Origin of the sequence: Acinetobacter parvus DSM 16617 = CIP 108168 (assembly GCF_000368025.1) — a bacterium.
Taxonomy (GTDB): Bacteria; Pseudomonadota; Gammaproteobacteria; order Pseudomonadales; family Moraxellaceae; genus Acinetobacter; species Acinetobacter parvus.
This window is the reverse complement of sequence record NZ_KB849212.1, coordinates 942,735-959,069: the sequence shown is the minus strand read 5'-3', so window position 1 is coordinate 959,069 and position 16,335 is coordinate 942,735. Positions and strand designations below refer to the sequence as shown.

Annotated in this window: 13 protein-coding genes and 2 pseudogenes; 9 read left to right on the top strand and 6 right to left on the bottom strand. The window is 40.8% G+C overall.

The annotated features are described in order from the left end of the window. Window positions 1–102 precede the first annotated feature (102 nt). Window positions 103–646: pseudogene (locus F988_RS15485) on the top strand (AAA family ATPase). Window positions 647–706: 60 nt separating this feature from the next. Here F988_RS15485 and F988_RS11140 read toward each other — a convergent pair. Beyond that, window positions 707–1,720, bottom strand: a complete 1,014-nt coding sequence (locus tag F988_RS11140; RefSeq protein WP_004675650.1) for an AraC family transcriptional regulator — start codon at window positions 1,718–1,720, stop codon at window positions 707–709. A 477-nt stretch (window positions 1,721–2,197) separates the two neighbouring features. Here F988_RS11140 and F988_RS11135 point away from each other — a divergent pair, with 477 nt between their 5' ends. The 3 genes from F988_RS11135 (at window position 2,198) to F988_RS11125 (ending at window position 5,860) form a co-directional block, all read left to right on the top strand. Then, the gene (locus tag F988_RS11135) at window positions 2,198–3,316 is read left to right on the top strand and encodes a CaiB/BaiF CoA transferase family protein (RefSeq protein ID WP_004683062.1); all 1,119 of its coding nucleotides are present in this window, start codon (window positions 2,198–2,200) and stop codon (window positions 3,314–3,316) included. Between the two features lie 422 nt (window positions 3,317–3,738). After that, window positions 3,739–5,382, top strand: coding sequence for a nitrite/sulfite reductase (locus F988_RS11130; protein ID WP_004683060.1), 1,644 nt, complete (start codon window positions 3,739–3,741; stop codon window positions 5,380–5,382). Beyond that, window positions 5,375–5,860: a DUF934 domain-containing protein gene (locus tag F988_RS11125; protein WP_004675657.1), complete on the top strand. Its 486-nt coding sequence runs from the start codon at window positions 5,375–5,377 to the stop codon at window positions 5,858–5,860. The genes F988_RS11130 and F988_RS11125 overlap by 8 nt, the downstream gene beginning before the upstream one ends. A 110-nt stretch (window positions 5,861–5,970) precedes the next feature. On the opposite strand, the gene F988_RS11120 is transcribed toward F988_RS11125, so the two are convergent. The 3 genes from F988_RS11120 to F988_RS11110 form a co-directional block, all read right to left on the bottom strand. After that, entirely contained in the window at window positions 5,971–6,414 is a 444-nt protein-coding gene (locus tag F988_RS11120; protein ID WP_004683058.1) for a VOC family protein, read from the bottom strand. A 137-nt stretch (window positions 6,415–6,551) separates the two neighbouring features. Then, complete coding sequence (locus tag F988_RS11115; protein ID WP_004683057.1) at window positions 6,552–7,727, bottom strand: thiolase family protein; 1,176 nt, start codon at window positions 7,725–7,727, stop codon at window positions 6,552–6,554. Between the two features lie 111 nt (window positions 7,728–7,838). Then, entirely contained in the window at window positions 7,839–8,354 is a 516-nt protein-coding gene (locus F988_RS11110) for a GspH/FimT family pseudopilin (protein WP_004683055.1), read from the bottom strand. A 390-nt stretch (window positions 8,355–8,744) separates the two neighbouring features. Between F988_RS11110 and omp38 the strand changes: the two genes are divergently transcribed. Further along, window positions 8,745–9,812: an outer membrane protein Omp38 gene (omp38, locus tag F988_RS11105; RefSeq protein WP_004683053.1), complete on the top strand. Its 1,068-nt coding sequence runs from the start codon at window positions 8,745–8,747 to the stop codon at window positions 9,810–9,812. A 108-nt stretch (window positions 9,813–9,920) separates the two neighbouring features. Beyond that, window positions 9,921–10,372: pseudogene (locus F988_RS15480) on the top strand (IS3 family transposase); the annotation flags it as partial. A gap of 130 nt (window positions 10,373–10,502) precedes the next feature. Here F988_RS15480 and F988_RS11090 read toward each other — a convergent pair. Further along, window positions 10,503–12,149, bottom strand: a complete 1,647-nt coding sequence (locus F988_RS11090; protein WP_004683049.1) for an acyl-CoA synthetase — start codon at window positions 12,147–12,149, stop codon at window positions 10,503–10,505. Window positions 12,150–12,413: 264 nt separating this feature from the next. Between F988_RS11090 and thrS the strand changes: the two genes are divergently transcribed. Both thrS and infC read left to right on the top strand, forming a co-directional pair. Further along, the gene (gene thrS / locus F988_RS11085; protein WP_004683048.1) at window positions 12,414–14,336 is read left to right on the top strand and encodes a threonine--tRNA ligase; all 1,923 of its coding nucleotides are present in this window, start codon (window positions 12,414–12,416) and stop codon (window positions 14,334–14,336) included. A 5-nt stretch (window positions 14,337–14,341) separates the two neighbouring features. Further along, entirely contained in the window at window positions 14,342–14,893 is a 552-nt protein-coding gene (gene infC / locus F988_RS14770) for a translation initiation factor IF-3 (protein WP_081407148.1), read from the top strand. 60 nt (window positions 14,894–14,953) lie between these two features. Here the strand turns inward: infC and F988_RS11075 are convergent, their stop codons facing one another. Then, window positions 14,954–15,427 (bottom strand): Hsp20 family protein, encoded by a 474-nt coding sequence (locus F988_RS11075; RefSeq protein WP_004683043.1) that lies wholly within the window; start codon window positions 15,425–15,427, stop codon window positions 14,954–14,956. 290 nt (window positions 15,428–15,717) lie between these two features. Between F988_RS11075 and F988_RS11070 the strand changes: the two genes are divergently transcribed. Next, window positions 15,718–16,335, top strand: a complete 618-nt coding sequence (locus tag F988_RS11070) for a glutathione S-transferase N-terminal domain-containing protein (RefSeq protein ID WP_004675680.1) — start codon at window positions 15,718–15,720, stop codon at window positions 16,333–16,335.

Sequence of the window (16,335 nt, the reverse complement as noted above, 5' to 3'; positions counted from 1 at the left end):
GATAAACGTTGGCAAGCTTGATGTTTTTCGCCAATTGGTCACTTGCCAGAAAAACGGCTTCATCAGTAAACTGGCCCATCATAACTGAAGCAAGCATTTCAGATGAAATTCATTAATATTATTGGCACTACAGGCTGTGGTAAGTCTACACTTGCCCGAAAACTGGCACAAAAACGACAATTACACTATATCGAACTGGATGATTTACTCTGGCTGGATGATTGGCAGGAATCATCAAATGAAGCCTTATTCTCCAAACTAAAAACAGCGATGAAGCATGCCACAGCGGGTTAGGTATTGGATGGTCTTTATACCCGTACCGTTCCGATGATTATGCAACAGGGGGATACCGTGATTTGGCTGGATTATCCATTTCACATCAATCTATAACGTCTGACTAAACGCACTTGGGGACGTGTCATCAGCCGAAAAAATTTGTGGGAAAATTCAAATAATCGGGAAAGTTTAAAATTGATGTTGTCTAAGGAATCAATTTTTGTCTGGTTAATCAAATGCTATCCTAAAAAACCGTAAGAAATATTTCGACCTCATGCAAAACCCAGCCTATCAGCATATTCAATTTATTCGCCTGACTTCGCCTAGACAAACTGAAGCTTTCCTAAAGCAAGTTAAGGCAGAGCAATGATAATTTGTTGACACATTAAAATAGATAGTCTGAGCTTTCAGACTATCTATAGACATTGATTTATAAATGCTGTCCGTGTAACTGACGATACAACCCTGGGGTAACACCCGTCCACTTTTTAAAGGCACGGTGAAAAGTACTAGTTTCGCTAAAGCCGACCTGTTGGGCGACATCCTCAAGGGTAAGGTTTGGCGTTAACAATAAATGAATGGCGGCATCACGGCGCAGCGCATCTTTGACACCTTGATAGCTCTTGCCTTCCGCAGCCAAACGACGACGCAAAGTTTGCGGAGAAAGATACAGCATGGAGGCCACATTATTCAGTGTCGGCATTTCCTCACCGATCTGACTTTTTAACACATCACGAATGCGCGATGTGAGCGAGTTGGTGTTCTTGAATTTTACCAGCAGTTGCGCTGGTGCAGCTTTTAAAAATTCCTCTAAGGTCTTTTCATCTTGACGGATCGGAAGATCAAGATAGTCCGCAGCAAATGTGATTTCCGTACGTGGTGCATCGAATTGCATCACAGGCGCAAAAAATAGCGCATCATATTCATCGGCGTGGTTAGGGCGTTCATAACCAAAATGGACGCGCTCCAAAGGTAAGCGACGTTCAATTAGCCATGAAGCCAGACCATGCCAGATCATCAGCATGCTTTCAGTAATGAAGTGATCGGGATCCAGAGCTTTGGGAATATGCGGCACTAAACGTGCTTCATGCTTGTCACGTTCCAGACTCACCGACCATTCATCACCAAACAATTTATAGAATTGAGATGAGAGTTCGAGTGCCTGTCCAAGTGTTTTCGAATGTATGATCAATTGGCACATGATAGCAAACGTACCCAGACGGCGTGGCTGGACATCAAAGCCCACATGCTCGTCCTGCGTCACCATCCACAACATTTTAACGAAACGGGTGTATTGCTCTGGGGAGATTCGGGCCTTGGGTTGGCGCAGCAATTCTGCTTCTATACCGACATGTGAAAGTAATGTTTCAACGTCCATGCCTAGGCGTTTGACACCTGTTAAAGCCGCATTCACGAAGTGGATGCTGATCGTATCACGGCTCATATTGAATCCTTCAGTTTCTTTACTATTCACGATAATTGACCTAAATAACCGTCTAAAATAAAAGGGCTTGTTAGTTGATCAGATATAGTTGCGACAATAGACATTTTTTAGATGATACAAGGCATGGCTTGTGAGATTTAGTGCCTCTAAATGAACAAGACATAACGCAGTAGCATCAAAAAATGTCTTTGTCCCGTAGGGTTGTGACCAAAATTTCCTCATACTTCGTTATGAAACTCGGAAATGAATTGTCATTCCTTTCGTTTCATGCCTCGTCTGATAAAATTTTTGTCAACAACGCAATATATATCTGGTCAATTAACAAGCCCTATGGCAATTGACAAGAAAAATAATTGCTCATTCAGTACATGTTAAATTGCCGAAACGATCAAGGTAAATGGCTGAACATGACATTGTTTTTGTGTTTATCCAAACCTAGTATAAAAGAAAATTTAAACAAACTGAGTAAAAATTATTATGCCAACCGCTTTAAAGGGATTGAAAGTTCTGGATTTTTCAACGTTATTGCCTGGACCATTTGCCAGCATGTACCTTGCCGACATGGGTGCAGAAGTGATCCATGTAGAATCTCCGAGTCGTCCAGATTTGGTTCGAATCATGCCACCCTATGCCAATGGACAGGCGACAGCGCATAGTTATTTAAACCGTAACAAGCAGTCGATTGCACTCGATTTAAAAGAAGCAGCCAATATTGAAATGATCAGGAACAAGATTTCCGAGTTTGACATCCTGCTGGAACAGTTCCGTCCAGATGTGATGCGCCGTTTGGGCTTGGACTATGAAACCCTGGCAGAGATCAATCCACGTTTAATCTACTGTTCAATTACAGGCTACGGTCAAACAGGTACTTATAAAGACCGTGCAGGGCATGACATTAACTATCTGGCACTGGCAGGTGTTTCTGGTCATAGTGGTCGTCAGGATGGTGGCCCACCGCCATTGGGCATCCAGATTGCCGATGTTGCGGGTGGTTCACTGCATGCGGTGATTGGTATTCTCGCAGCTGTGGTCGAACGTCAGCGCAGTGGCATGGGGCAATACATAGATATTTCTATGACGGACTGTGTGGTTAGTTTAAATAGTATGGCCGCCTCAGCAAGTTTGGCTGGTCAGACACCGCAAGGTCCTGAGCAAGGGATGCTGAATGGTGCTATTTTCTATGACTATTATGAAACCAAAGATGGTCGTTATTTCTCTGTAGGAAGTTTAGAACCACAGTTTATGACTGGGTTAGCTGCTGCATTAGATTTACCTATATTGATGGCAAAAGGTAGTTCTTTTGACCCTGAAGACCGTCAAGCGATTAAAAAAGCCTTAAAGGAAAAGTTTAGCTCCAAAGATTTTGCTGAGTGGCAATCAATTTTTTCGCAATTAGATATTTGTGTTGAGCCAGTGTTGAGCTTGGATGAAGCTTTGACTTCACCGATTGCAAAACAACGTGGTTGGGTGGTCGATGTGCCTTTATCTGAAAATACAGATCAAACTGAGCCTCAATTAGCATGCCCAATCAAATTTTCACGTTCTCAAATGCGTTATCAATTTATCGGACAGGGATTAGGTCAAGGAAAATGGTAGAAAAAATGTGCATACAATCACAACTTGGTGAAATATTGCACATTTAATCAAGTGATTAACATTTTGAATAAATTAATCAATTAAAAATGGGCGTAACCTTTTATATACAAAAGCATAAAAGAGAGGTGGTCCTACGTGTTTGAACAACTAAAAGCTTATTTATAAGTGATATTCTGCTCTAGTTAAGCTACCTTATTTTGTTGTGGTAGCTGGTCTCTTGTAGCTTATGCATTGCCAGATAAGAACTAATTTCATTTAGAAAATGATTGTAAAAGCTCAGATTCGTCTGAGTTTTTTCTTTTTGGGGCAATTAGATAGGCTTATCAATAAAATCGTTATTAAATATGCAAAAAAAGCATTTTGTTGATGAATAAAAGCTCGCTATGCTAGTTGCCTTTATAATGAATGACTAGCCATACGCCATGTATTTATATACGGATTTCGATCAACAACTGATTAACCAACGTGTTGCTCAGTTCCGCGATCAAACAGAACGCTATTTAGCAGGAAAATTGACCGAAGACGAATATCGTCCATTACGTTTGCAAAATGGTCTGTACGTGCAACGTTATGCACCTATGCTCCGTATCGCTGTGCCGTATGGCTTGATGAATACTAAACAACTCAGAAAAATTGCTGAAATCGCGACTGAATATGATCGTGGTTATGCCCACGTTTCAACTCGTCAAAATATTCAGTTGAACTGGCCTGCTTTAGAAAATGTACCTGATATTCTGGCAGAGCTAGCAACAGTACAAATGCATGCAGTACAAACCTCAGGTAACTGTATTCGTAATACCACCACTGATCAGTTTGCAGGCGTGGTTGCAGGTGAAATTGCAGATCCACGTCCAACGTGTGAATTAATTCGTCAGTGGAGTACTTTTCATCCTGAATTTGCGTTCTTGCCACGTAAGTTCAAGATCGCCGTGTCTGCTCTGGAAGAAAAAGACCGTGCCGCAACTGCTTTCCACGATATTGGTGTTTATATCGTTCGCAATGAAGCGGGCGAAATGGGCTATAAAATCATGGTTGGTGGTGGCTTGGGCCGTACCCCAATCATTGGTAGCGTAATCCGTGAGTTCTTACCACGTGAAGACTTGATTGCCTATCTTGAAGCGACCTTGCGTGTCTATAACCTGCATGGCCGTCGAGACAACAAATACAAGGCACGTATTAAGATTCTCGTGAAAGCACTCACACCAGCAGTGTTCGCAGAAAAAGTTGAGGCTGAATTTGAGCACACCCGTGAAGCATTGAAGATTCAGCCTGAGATCTTGAAAAAATTAGATGCAGAATTCACTCCATTTGATTATCAAGATTTAGAAGATCAGGATTTTTCAGCACTGTTTGCTGAACATCCAAAATTTAAGCAATGGTTTAACGTCAACACCAATGCACATAAAGTCAAAGGCTATCGTATCGTCACGATTTCACTAAAACGTGCAGGCGTTGCCCCTGGTGATGTGACTTCTGAAGAAATGAACTTAATCGCAGACTTAGCGGATAAGTACACTTTTGGTGAGTTCCGTACTACACATGAACAAAATATTTCACTCGTGGATGTACCACAAAAAGACCTGTTTGAATTGTGGCAAACGCTTGAACATCACAACATGGCACGCGCGCATATCGGCTTTATTACCGATATTATTTGCTGCCCAGGTGGTGATTTCTGTTCATTGGCCAATGCGAAATCCATTCCAATTTCAGAAGCGATAAGCCGTCGTTTTGAAGATTTAGATACCATTTATAATTTGGGTGAACTTGATCTGAATATCTCAGGCTGTATGAATGCCTGTGGTCATCACCATGTTGGTAACATCGGTATTTTGGGAGTCGATAAGAAAGGTGCTGAGTTCTATCAAATCACTTTAGGTGGTCATGCTGATCACGATGCGTCGTTGGGGGACATTCTGGGGCCATCGTTTGCTGCGGATGCCGTTCCTGATGTGATTGAAGAAATCCTCAATACCTATCTTGACTTGCGTACAGAGGGTGAGCGTTTCATCGACACTTACCGCCGTGTTGGCATCCAGCCATTTAAGGAGCGTGCTTATGCTTAATACATCGCTACAAGTGCTTTCTAAAGATGGCACGATTGCAGACAATAGCTATCAAGTGATTGCTGAAGATGGTCTGATTCCGCAAGGTGATGTAGTGCTGACCACTGCACAACTTGATCAGTTGACACAGGTACAAGGTAAAAAGGCTTTATATATCACGGTCAATGATTCACCTGAAACCCATCAATTTCCATTAAATGAACTAGATGCAATTTTTATCGAGTTTGCTGGTTTTGGTGATGGTCGGGGCTACTCCTTTGCTGCGTTATTACGCCGTCAGGGCTATCAGGGTGAATTACGTGCAGTAGGTGATGTGTTTAAGGATGTTTTAAATTATTTGAAACGTTCTGGCTTTGATACCTTTGTTGTCAAAGAGGGCAAGGACATTCACGAAGCGGCTGCTGGACTTCAGGATTTTACTCACCCTTATCAGGCTTCAACCGCAGTGCCACAGGCCAGTTATCAAACAGGTGCGTAAGTATCCTCAAAGCAAAAGCTGAACTACGGTTCAGCTTTTTTATTATATGCAAATATTGATGCTTAGAACTTCATCAAAAAATTATTTAGATGAAGTCTTTATTCTGTTATTTATATGCTCTCAAGCTGACAATTGACCATCCATTTTATCCCGAACTGATCGGTAAATGCACCGTAGAGTGCACCCCAGAAAGTTTTCTCCAGTTGCATTTCAATATGACCATGTACTGAAAGCTGGTTAAATAAACGTCGTGCTTCCGTTTCATCATATTCAAGATTAATCGAAATATAATGGTTATTTCCCAGTGTAAACACACTATTTGCTGCACAAAACTGATCGTTGACATCCGATCCCATCAGAACCGTAAATTCATTGATCGGTAAGGAAACGTGCAGGATTAAACTTTTATCGACTTCAGAAAGCATGACTCCCTCAGTGGGTGGCATATCTCCATAGCGACTAATCATGGAAAATTCACCGCCAAACACAGACTGGTAAAAAATGAATGCCTGTTCGGCCTGTCCTTTGAAATTGAGATAATGATTGAGTTGCATGGGAAATTCCTTGTTGTTTTTTTATACACAACATAACTTATCGGGATTTTTAGATAAGGTGCATTATTTTTTTGTAATTATGAAAATAAAAAATCCTGCATCAAGCAGGATTTTTAATAGAAAAGAATGATAGATATTTAGATCAATTCAATCGCAACAGCAGTCGCCTCACCACCGCCGATACACAGTGCCGCAACACCTTTCTTGCCACCCGTACGTTTAAGTGCATGAATCAGGGTCAAAATGATACGCGAACCGGTAGAACCAACTGGGTGTCCAAGAGCACAGGCACCACCATTGATATTGACTTTTTCTGCATCTAATTTGAAGTCATCAATTGGACACATGGTCACCATGGCAAATGCTTCGTTGATTTCCCAAAGGTCAACGTCTTGCGCATCCCAGCCCGCCTTGTTCAACACTTTCTGAATTGCACCTACAGGCGCAATGGTAAATTCAGATGGATGCTGGGAATTTGATGCGGTTGCAACGATTTTTGCCAAAGGTTGTAAGCCACGTTGAGCAGCCACATCACTGTTGGTAAGTACAAGTGCAGACGCGCCGTCAGAAATTGAGCTGGCATTCGCCGCAGTAATGGTACCGTCTTTGGCAAAAGCTGGTTTTAAGCTTGGGATTTTATCCAGCTTGGCATTTAAAGGTTGCTCATCCTGATCAACAACCACATCACCTTTACGGCTTGAGACGGTTACAGCAACGATTTCATCCTTGAAATAACCTTCAGTAATCGCTTTTTGGGCACGTTGTAAAGAACGAATGGCAAAGTCATCCATTTGCTCACGGGTATAACCACGTGTATTTGCCATGTCCTGGGCAAATGAACCCATTAAGCGACCAGTTTCAGCATCTTCAAGACCATCAAGGAACATATGGTCCTTAATTTCCCCATGACCCATACGGTAGCCTGCACGTGCTTTGGGCAATACATAAGGTGCATTGGTCATGGATTCCATACCGCCTGCAACCACAATTTCAGCACTGCCTGCCTTGATCATGTCAGCTGCCTGCATAACCGCTTTCATGCCAGAGCCACACAGCTTGTTAATTGTCACTGCGCCTGTTGAGTCAGGTAAACCAGCCTTACGCATTGCCTGACGGGCAGGGCCTTGCTTTAAGCCTGCTGGTAACACACAACCCATGATGACTTCTTCTACATCAGTTGGCTGTAGACCAGCACGGGCAATTGCTTCTTTAATTGTGATTGCACCCAGTTCTGGTGCAGTTGCACTCGATAATGCACCTTGGAAGCCGCCCATTGCCGTACGGGCGCCATTGACAATTACGATGTCAGTCATTGTGTGTCTCCAGACTTATAATTTGCAGAGAATGTTCAAAACCTATGCAGTATAGTAAAAAAAAACAGTGAATAAAGTGTTTTATGTCGCCTTGCCTAGACTGAAGAGTTTTTAGCAGGTGGGTGTTTTCTCAAATCGTGGATGCCCCATACGACCAATGACCAGTTTTGAGTGATAATCCAGTGAATTGGAACAATAGATAAAGCTACCATTTGAAGCGAAAGGCAAGCCATTTTCCTGCTGGAAGATAATGTATCGTGGGGAAGAGCCAAAGCCTCTATAGCTTAGTGAACCATATTTATGATTAAGTGTGCTGGCAAATAACAAGGTTTCGTCATTGTCACGTTGTCTATTCTTATTGCTATCTATAAAGCTAATAAAACCCTTGTTCCAGTCATTATGGCAACTCTCTAAATCCTGACTTGGGCAAATGATCACGTTTTTATGGTAAATTTGTGCATCAATCTTTGCTTTTTGTATGTTCATTGTGAGTATTCTAATGGTCTGGTTTGACTCCCAGGAAGCCAGTAAATGATGAAATGCTGGAATTGCGAAAGCGACTATTATGGACAAAATAGTCGTGGTCACCACCATTTCGGTTAAGGTAAAACCTAATGTTGTTTTCATGTGAAACCCAAGTAATTTTTGTTTAAATATATAAATAACAAAGTGTTAAAATGTGTTTTTAAAATTAAATAATACATTAACCCATATTTAGGCCATTATTTAAATAGAAATGCTACATAGCAAATAAATAAAAACTTGCGAACGATAATTGATTATTACTTTACATGGGAATTGAAAATTTACTGAACTACAACGGAAATTGTAAGAAATTTTGTCAATAATTTACTAGGTTAAAGTTATCAAGCACTTGGAAAATTACTCGAGTGTTTGTATGATACAAAGTTAAGTGAATAGCTTAAAAAGAACATTTTAAGTGCTTGATGCTTATGAGTGGTCAAAAATTATAGGCTAAACTTAACAACAAACAAATGTTATCTCTGGAGGATATCCATGAAATTGAGTCGTATTGCACTTGCTATGCTTGTTGCTGCTCCTTTAGCTGCTGCTAACGCGGGCGTAACAATCACTCCATTATTGCTTGGTTACACATTCCAAGACACTAAACACAACAATGGTGATAAGCACTTAACTAACGGTGGCGAACTACAAGACGATTTATTCGTTGGTGCTGCTATTGGTGTTGAATTAACACCTTGGTTAGGTTTCGAAGTTGAATATAACCAAGTTAAAGGTGATGTTGACAGCCTTGCTGCTAACTCTGAATATAAGCAACAACAAATCAACGGTAACTTCTATGTTACTTCTGATTTGATCACTAAAAACTATGACAGCAAAATCAAGCCATATGTATTGTTAGGTGCTGGTCATTACAAATACTCTTTTACTGATGCTAATGAAGCAGAGTTAGGTCGTGTTGGTCGTGGTTTGAAAGAAGAAGGTACTCTAGGTAATGCTGGTATCGGTGCTTTCTGGCGCTTAAACGATGCTTTATCTCTTCGTACTGAAGCTCGTGGTACTTATAATATCGACGAAGACTTCTGGAACTACACAGCACTTGCTGGTTTAAACGTTGTTCTTGGTGGCCATTTGAAGCCTGCTGCACCAGTAGTTGAAGTTGTTCCAGTACCAGTACCAGTACCAGTACCAGTTCAGCCGCAGCCACAAGAGATGACTGAAGACCTTAACATGGAACTTCGTGTATTCTTTGATACCAACAAGTCAGACATCAAGCCGCAGTACAAGTCTGAAATTGCGAAAGTGGCAGAGAAATTGTATGAGTATCCGAATGCGACTGCTCGCATTGAAGGTCACACAGACAACACGGGTCCACGTAAGTTGAACGAACGTTTATCTTTAGCTCGTGCCAACTCTGTTAAGTCTGCACTTGTGAATGAATACAATGTTAACGCAACTCGCTTGACAACTCAGGGCTTCGCTTGGGATCAACCGATTGCAGACAACAAGACTAAAGAAGGTCGTGCTATGAACCGTCGCGTATTCGCTGCGATCACTGGTAGCCGTACTGTTGTTGTACAACCAGGTCAACAAGCTCAGTAATTGAGTCTTGATGATATGAAAGGGCGGCTCAATTGAGCCGCTTTTTTTATATCTATGTCTCGTCCTAATTAAGGTTGACACTTTCCATTCCTAAAATTGGAGAGTGTTATGACTAGAGTGCTTAGAAGAACACAACGAGATTATAGTCTCGTCTTTAAATTATCAGTTGTTGACCAAGTCGAAAAAGGTGAAATGATTTATAGGCAGGCACAGGATAAATATGAAATACAGGGCTGTTCAACAGTATTGGTTTGGCTTCGCAAGCATGGTAACCTAGACTGGAGTCAGTGAGCACTCTCTTTTCATCCAGGTAAAACCTCCATGCCCAATACACCGCTCACGCTAGAACAAAGAATTAAAGAACTTGAGCACCAACTTGTCAACACTCAACAAAAAGCTGAATTCTTTGAAACTGTTGTAGATGTACTCGAAAGAGATTATGGAGTCAGCATTGTAGAAAAGCCACGAGGCAAGTCATCAGGGAAAAGCAAGAAACGGGGATAAGTATTATGCAATGCTGCCGTTATCTTGGAATGACTCGTCAAGCCTATTACAAGCAATGCAAGTAGGAATCTCTACGCATTAAAAAGGATCAGGCCATTTGCATTAAAATATAAAACGCCCAATGAGGTTTATCAGGCATTTTATAGTTGAAATAAGTGTCAACCTATTTTAGGACGGGACACTGTCTTAATAATTCCCGAATTCTCCTGTTGCACGTTGTTTTGCCCACTCTCTTAAAATAAATTTTTGTAATTTGCCTGTCGATGTTTTCGGAATCTCAGTAATCACGACATCTTTAGGAACTTTAAAGCGAGCCAGTTCTTTTTGGCAATGTGCAATAATTTCTTCTGCGGAAGCAGATGCACCTTGCTTCAACTCAATAAATGCACAAGGCACTTCTTGCCAACGTTCATCAGGTTTTGCGACCACTGCGGCGGTGAGTACAGCAGGGTGGCGGTAAAGTACATCTTCGACTTCGAGCGATGAAATATTTTCACCACCTGAAATGATAATATCTTTAGAGCGATCAGTAATTTTGGCATAACCATCAGGATGGCAAACGGCCAGATCTCCTGTATGAAACCAACCACCTTTAAAAGCTTCTTCAGTCGCTTGTGGATTTTTGAGATAACCTTTCATCACGATATTACCACGGAACATAATTTCGCCCATGGTTTGCCCATCATTCGGTACGGGTTGCATCGTTTCAGGATCAAGTACTCGCATACTGTCCTGTAAAGGATAGGGTACACCTTGACGAGAATGAAGTTGAGCCTGTTCTTGAATAGATAAGTCACTCCATCCTGCTTGCGAAGCACATAATGCCGATGGGCCATAGGTTTCTGTCAAACCATAGACATGATTAACATTAATTCCAATATGGCGCATACCTTCAATAATCGCAACGGGCGGGGCAGCTCCAGCAACCATGACTTCAACATGGTGGTTGAAAGCTGTTTTTTGTTCTGCTGGAGTATTGATGAGCATGGATAAGACAATTGGCGCACCGCAGAAATAATCGACTTTGTGTTCAGCGATATATTTAAAAATTAAAACTGGATCAACCCTGCGTAAACAGATATTAGTGCCACCACTGGCGGCAATTGACCAGGCAAAACACCAGCCATTACAGTGAAATAGTGGTAGTGTCCATAGATAAACCGCACGAGGTTTCATACCGCATGCCAAAATATTACTGGCCGCATTGAGATAAGCACCACGATGGTGATAAACCACACCTTTTGGATTGCCTGTGGTGCCTGAAGTATAATTCAGACTAATCGCATCCCATTCATCTTGTGGAAGTAGCCATTCAAATTCAGGATTGCCTTTAGCTAACCACGATTCATATTCATATTGCCCAAGTGCAATTTGCTCACCTTCGTATTCCTGATCAAATACATCAATCACAATAATATCTTGAGAGATCAGCGTTAATGCTTCTTCAGCAAGTGATCTGAATTCTGGATCGACCAAAAGGACTTTGGACTCGGCATGAGCCAGCATAAAAGCAATGGTTTTGGCATCGAGGCGAGTATTCAGCGTATTGAGTACTGCACCTGCCATTGGTACAGCAAAATGTGCTTCAATCATTGCAGGTACATTCGGCAACAGTACCGAAACGGTATCATTCTTTTGAATTCCTAACTGAGTGAGCTGATGTGCAAACTGGCGGCAACGTTGATAGCTTTGTTGCCATGTGATTTGACGTTTCCCATGAATAATGGCAGCTTGGTGTGGATAAATATAAGCAGCACGTTCTAAATAACGTAAAGGTGATAAAGCAACGAAATTTGCAGGGGTTCTCGGTAATTCATCATATGCACTCACCATGTGTTTGCTCCATTTGTGTTTTTTTCATGTATATCTATATCAACATAGTGTGTCATTCAGTCTAAATCATTAAGGCTTTAGTCGGAGATGAAGCCTAATCAATCTAGGTTTTTATGATTGAAAGGTTTCATCCTCAACTAAACCTGTGTAAAATCTTGAATACTTTTTTATCCGCCGTTTTTTATCTTTTGAGGTTCGCCTCAATACATAATCTCGCGGTGATATGCTCCTTCGTATAGGGCATCACTCCTTAAGGATTTTATTATGCCAATTATCACTTTGCCAAATGGCGATCAAAAACAGTTTGATCAAGCCGTATCTGTGATGGATGTTGCATTAAGCATTGGTCCAGGCCTTGCGAAAAATACCGTAGCAGGTCGTGTCAATGATCGTTTAGTCGATGCTTCAGACTTGATTACCGAAGATGCAACTGTGCAAATTATCACGCCTAAAGATGAAGAAGGCGTAGAAATTATTCGTCACTCTTGCGCACATCTCGTTGGTCACGCGGTTAAACAATTGTTCCCAGAAGCAAAAATGGTAATTGGTCCAGTCATTGAAGAAGGTTTCTACTATGACATTTGGATGCCACGTCCATTTACTTTAGATGATATGGCGGCGATTGAAGAGCGTATGAAACAGCTCATTGATCAAGATTATGATGTCATCAAAAAAATGACACCACGTGATGAGGTGATTGCAGAATTCACAGCACGTGGCGAAGAATACAAATTGCGCTTGATCGCAGACATGCCGAATGAAACACAAATGGGCTTGTACTACCATCAAGATTATTTGGATATGTGCCGTGGTCCGCACGTACCAAACACTAAATTCTTAAAATCATTCAAGCTCACAAAAATCTCTGGTGCTTACTGGCGTGGTGATGCGAAGAATGAACAGCTTCAACGTATTTATGGTACGGCTTGGGCTGATAAAAAACAGTTAGCTGCATATATCAAACGTATTGAAGAAGCAGAAAAGCGTGACCATCGTAAAATTGGTAAAGCTTTAGATTTATTCCATATGCAAGAAGAAGCACCGGGTATGGTGTTCTGGCATCCAAATGGTTGGACAATCTACCAAGTGCTTGAGCAATACATGCGTAAAGTTCAGCAAGACAATGGCTACCTAGAGATTAAAACGCCGCAAATCGTCGATTTTACGCTTTGGGAAAAATCTGGTCATGCAGCCAACTACGCAGATAACATGTTTACGACTCATTCAGAAAGTCGTAACTATGCTGTTAAGCCAATGAACTGCCCTTGTCACGTACAAGTGTTTAACCAAGGCTTGAAATCTTATCGTGATTTACCAATTCGTTTGGCTGAGTTTGGTTCTTGTCACCGTAATGAGCCATCAGGTTCTTTACACGGGATTATGCGTGTTCGTGGATTTACCCAAGATGATGCACATATTTTCTGTACCAAAGAACAAATTGGTAAAGAAGTTGCTGACTTTATTAAGCTGACTTTAGATGTTTATAAAGACTTCGGCTTTGAAGAAGTACAAATGAAATTGTCTACACGTCCTGAAAAGCGTGTCGGTGATGATGCACTTTGGGATTTAGCAGAAAAATCTCTTGCTGATGCTTTAGATAACGCAGGCTTGGCTTGGGACTTGCAACCAGGTGAAGGTGCATTCTATGGTCCGAAAATTGAATTTTCATTAAAAGATTGCTTAGGTCGTGTGTGGCAATGCGGTACAATCCAATGTGACTTCAATTTACCTATTCGTTTAGATGCTTCATATGTGACGGAAGAAAACGAACGTGATCAACCAGTCATGCTGCATCGTGCAATACTTGGTAGTTTTGAGCGTTTTATTGGTATACTAATTGAACATTACGCTGGTTTCATGCCACCTTGGCTTGCCCCAGTTCAAGCTTGTGTTATGAACATTACTGATTCTCAAGCTGAGGCGAGTGAGCAAGTCGTTGCAAAACTCAAAGAAAATGGTCTTCGTGCTATTTCTGACTTGAGAAATGAAAAAATCGGATTTAAGATTCGTGAGCGTACCCTAGAGCGTATTCCTTATCTTCTGGTTCTTGGTGATCGAGAAGTTGAAGAGGGAACTGTCAATGTCCGTACTCGCTCAGGAAAAAATTTAGGTACTATGTCAGTAGATGCATTTATTGACCTAGTGAAATCTGCCGTTGCCGAACGCGGCCGGTACATTGTGGAGTAATAAAGATTAAACAGCCTGACCGTAACCAGCAACAAGGTGCTAAAAGTAACCGTCCTGCAATTAACGAAGAGATCCGTGCGAAAGAAGTACGTCTCGTCGCTGCAGATGGAGAACAAAAAGGTGTTGTTTCATTAACTGAAGCATTACGTGCTGCTGAAGAAGCTAATCTTGACCTTGTTGAGATTGTTGCTAATGCAGAACCGCCTGTTTGTAAAATCATGGACTACAACAAGCACTTATTTGACTTAAAGCAAAAGCAAAAAGATGCGAAGAAAAAACAGCATCAAGTGCAAGTGAAAGAAATCAAGTTACGTCCTGCAACGGACGTAGGTGATTACCAAGTAAAATTGCGTGCAATTTTACGTTTCCTTGAAGAAGGAAATAAGGTAAAAATCACTTTACGATTCCGTGGTCGTGAGATGGCACATCAACAGCTTGGTTTGGCTCAATTACAAAAAATTGAAGCAGACGTTGCTGACTTTGGCGTAGTTGAACAAGCGCCGAAGATGGAAGGTCGTCAAATGGGCATGTTAATTGGCCCGAAAAAGAAAAAGTAATCATCCAATCATCAAAAAAGCCCTGCTCGAATAGCAGGGCTTTTTTGATTTAAAGCATAATTACTCAGTACTTACAGTTTTTTCTGTAGAATTAGGCTGATCAAGTAAAAGTTTTTTCTTACCAATTGGGATTTCGCGTGGAAGTTTCTCTTCTGGTATGATTCGTTCTAAGTCAATGATCAATAAACCATTCTCATAATCAGCTTGTTGAACTTCAATATGTTCATCTAAGCGTAGAGACAATTTAAAGGCACGACGCGCGATTCCTTTATGCAGATATTCAGTTGTTTCTTTCTGAACAACCTCAGGTTTACCTGAAATGGTAAGAAGCTGATTTTCTAGACTTAGTCCTAATTCCTCTAGGCTAAAACCTGCGGTAGCCACCACAATGCGATAACGGTTTTCACCAGCTTTCTCTATGTTATATGGAGGATAATTGGGTGCATCACTTTGCATGGCGTAGTCAATAAAATCATTTAAACGATCAAATCCAATGCTACGACGAAATAAAGGATGAAGATTTAGATTACTCATGATTAGAACCTCCTGAGGTCAGCAAAGTTTTAAAAATAAGAAGATAAAAACTTAAACCTGCCATGTATAAACATCGACAGAATGTTAAAAATCGTCATTTCTAACACAATAATTAATATATGTTTGAGTTTAAAAAATTCAAGTTAAAGATCTATTTTTTTAAATAAATTTTATATATAATTGATAATTATAAAAAATTATTTTTAATTTGCAAAACTTGTTGTTTCTTTTTAAATCTATTAAGGTGTGTGAAGAGCCACCATCTACGCTGTATGGAGAATAATTTTAAAATGATTGATCTTTATTATTGGGGAACACCCAATGGACATAAAATAGCCATTGCACTTGAGGAAATGGGCTTGGATTATCAAATTTTTCCAATTAATATTTTGGAAAATGACCAATTTCAACCTGATTTTTTACGTATTTCGCCAAATAATAAAATTCCTGCGATTGTTGATCAAAATGGACCAAATGGTGAACCGATTTCTGTATTTGAATCAGGTGCAATCCTACAATATTTAGGTCGGAAGACTGGATTATTCTATCCTACGGATGAACAAGAGCGAGTTGAAGTAGAGCAATGGTTAATGTGGCAAATGGGTGGGTTTGGTCCAATGCTGGGGCAAAATCATCATTTTAATAAATTTGCACCTGAACGTATTCCTTATGCCATTGATCGTTATATCAATGAGACTAAGCGTCTTTACACTGTTTTAAATAAGCAATTGATTGGTCAGAAGTTCGTGGCGGGTGAGTATTCAATTGCGGATATGGCAATCTTGCCTTGGGTATTGCGCCATGAATGGCAAGGGATTCAACTGGAAGATTATCCTTATGTGCAAGACTATATTGAACGTTTAACCGCCCGTCCTGCGATACAGAAAGCATTGTCAATTCAGGTCTAA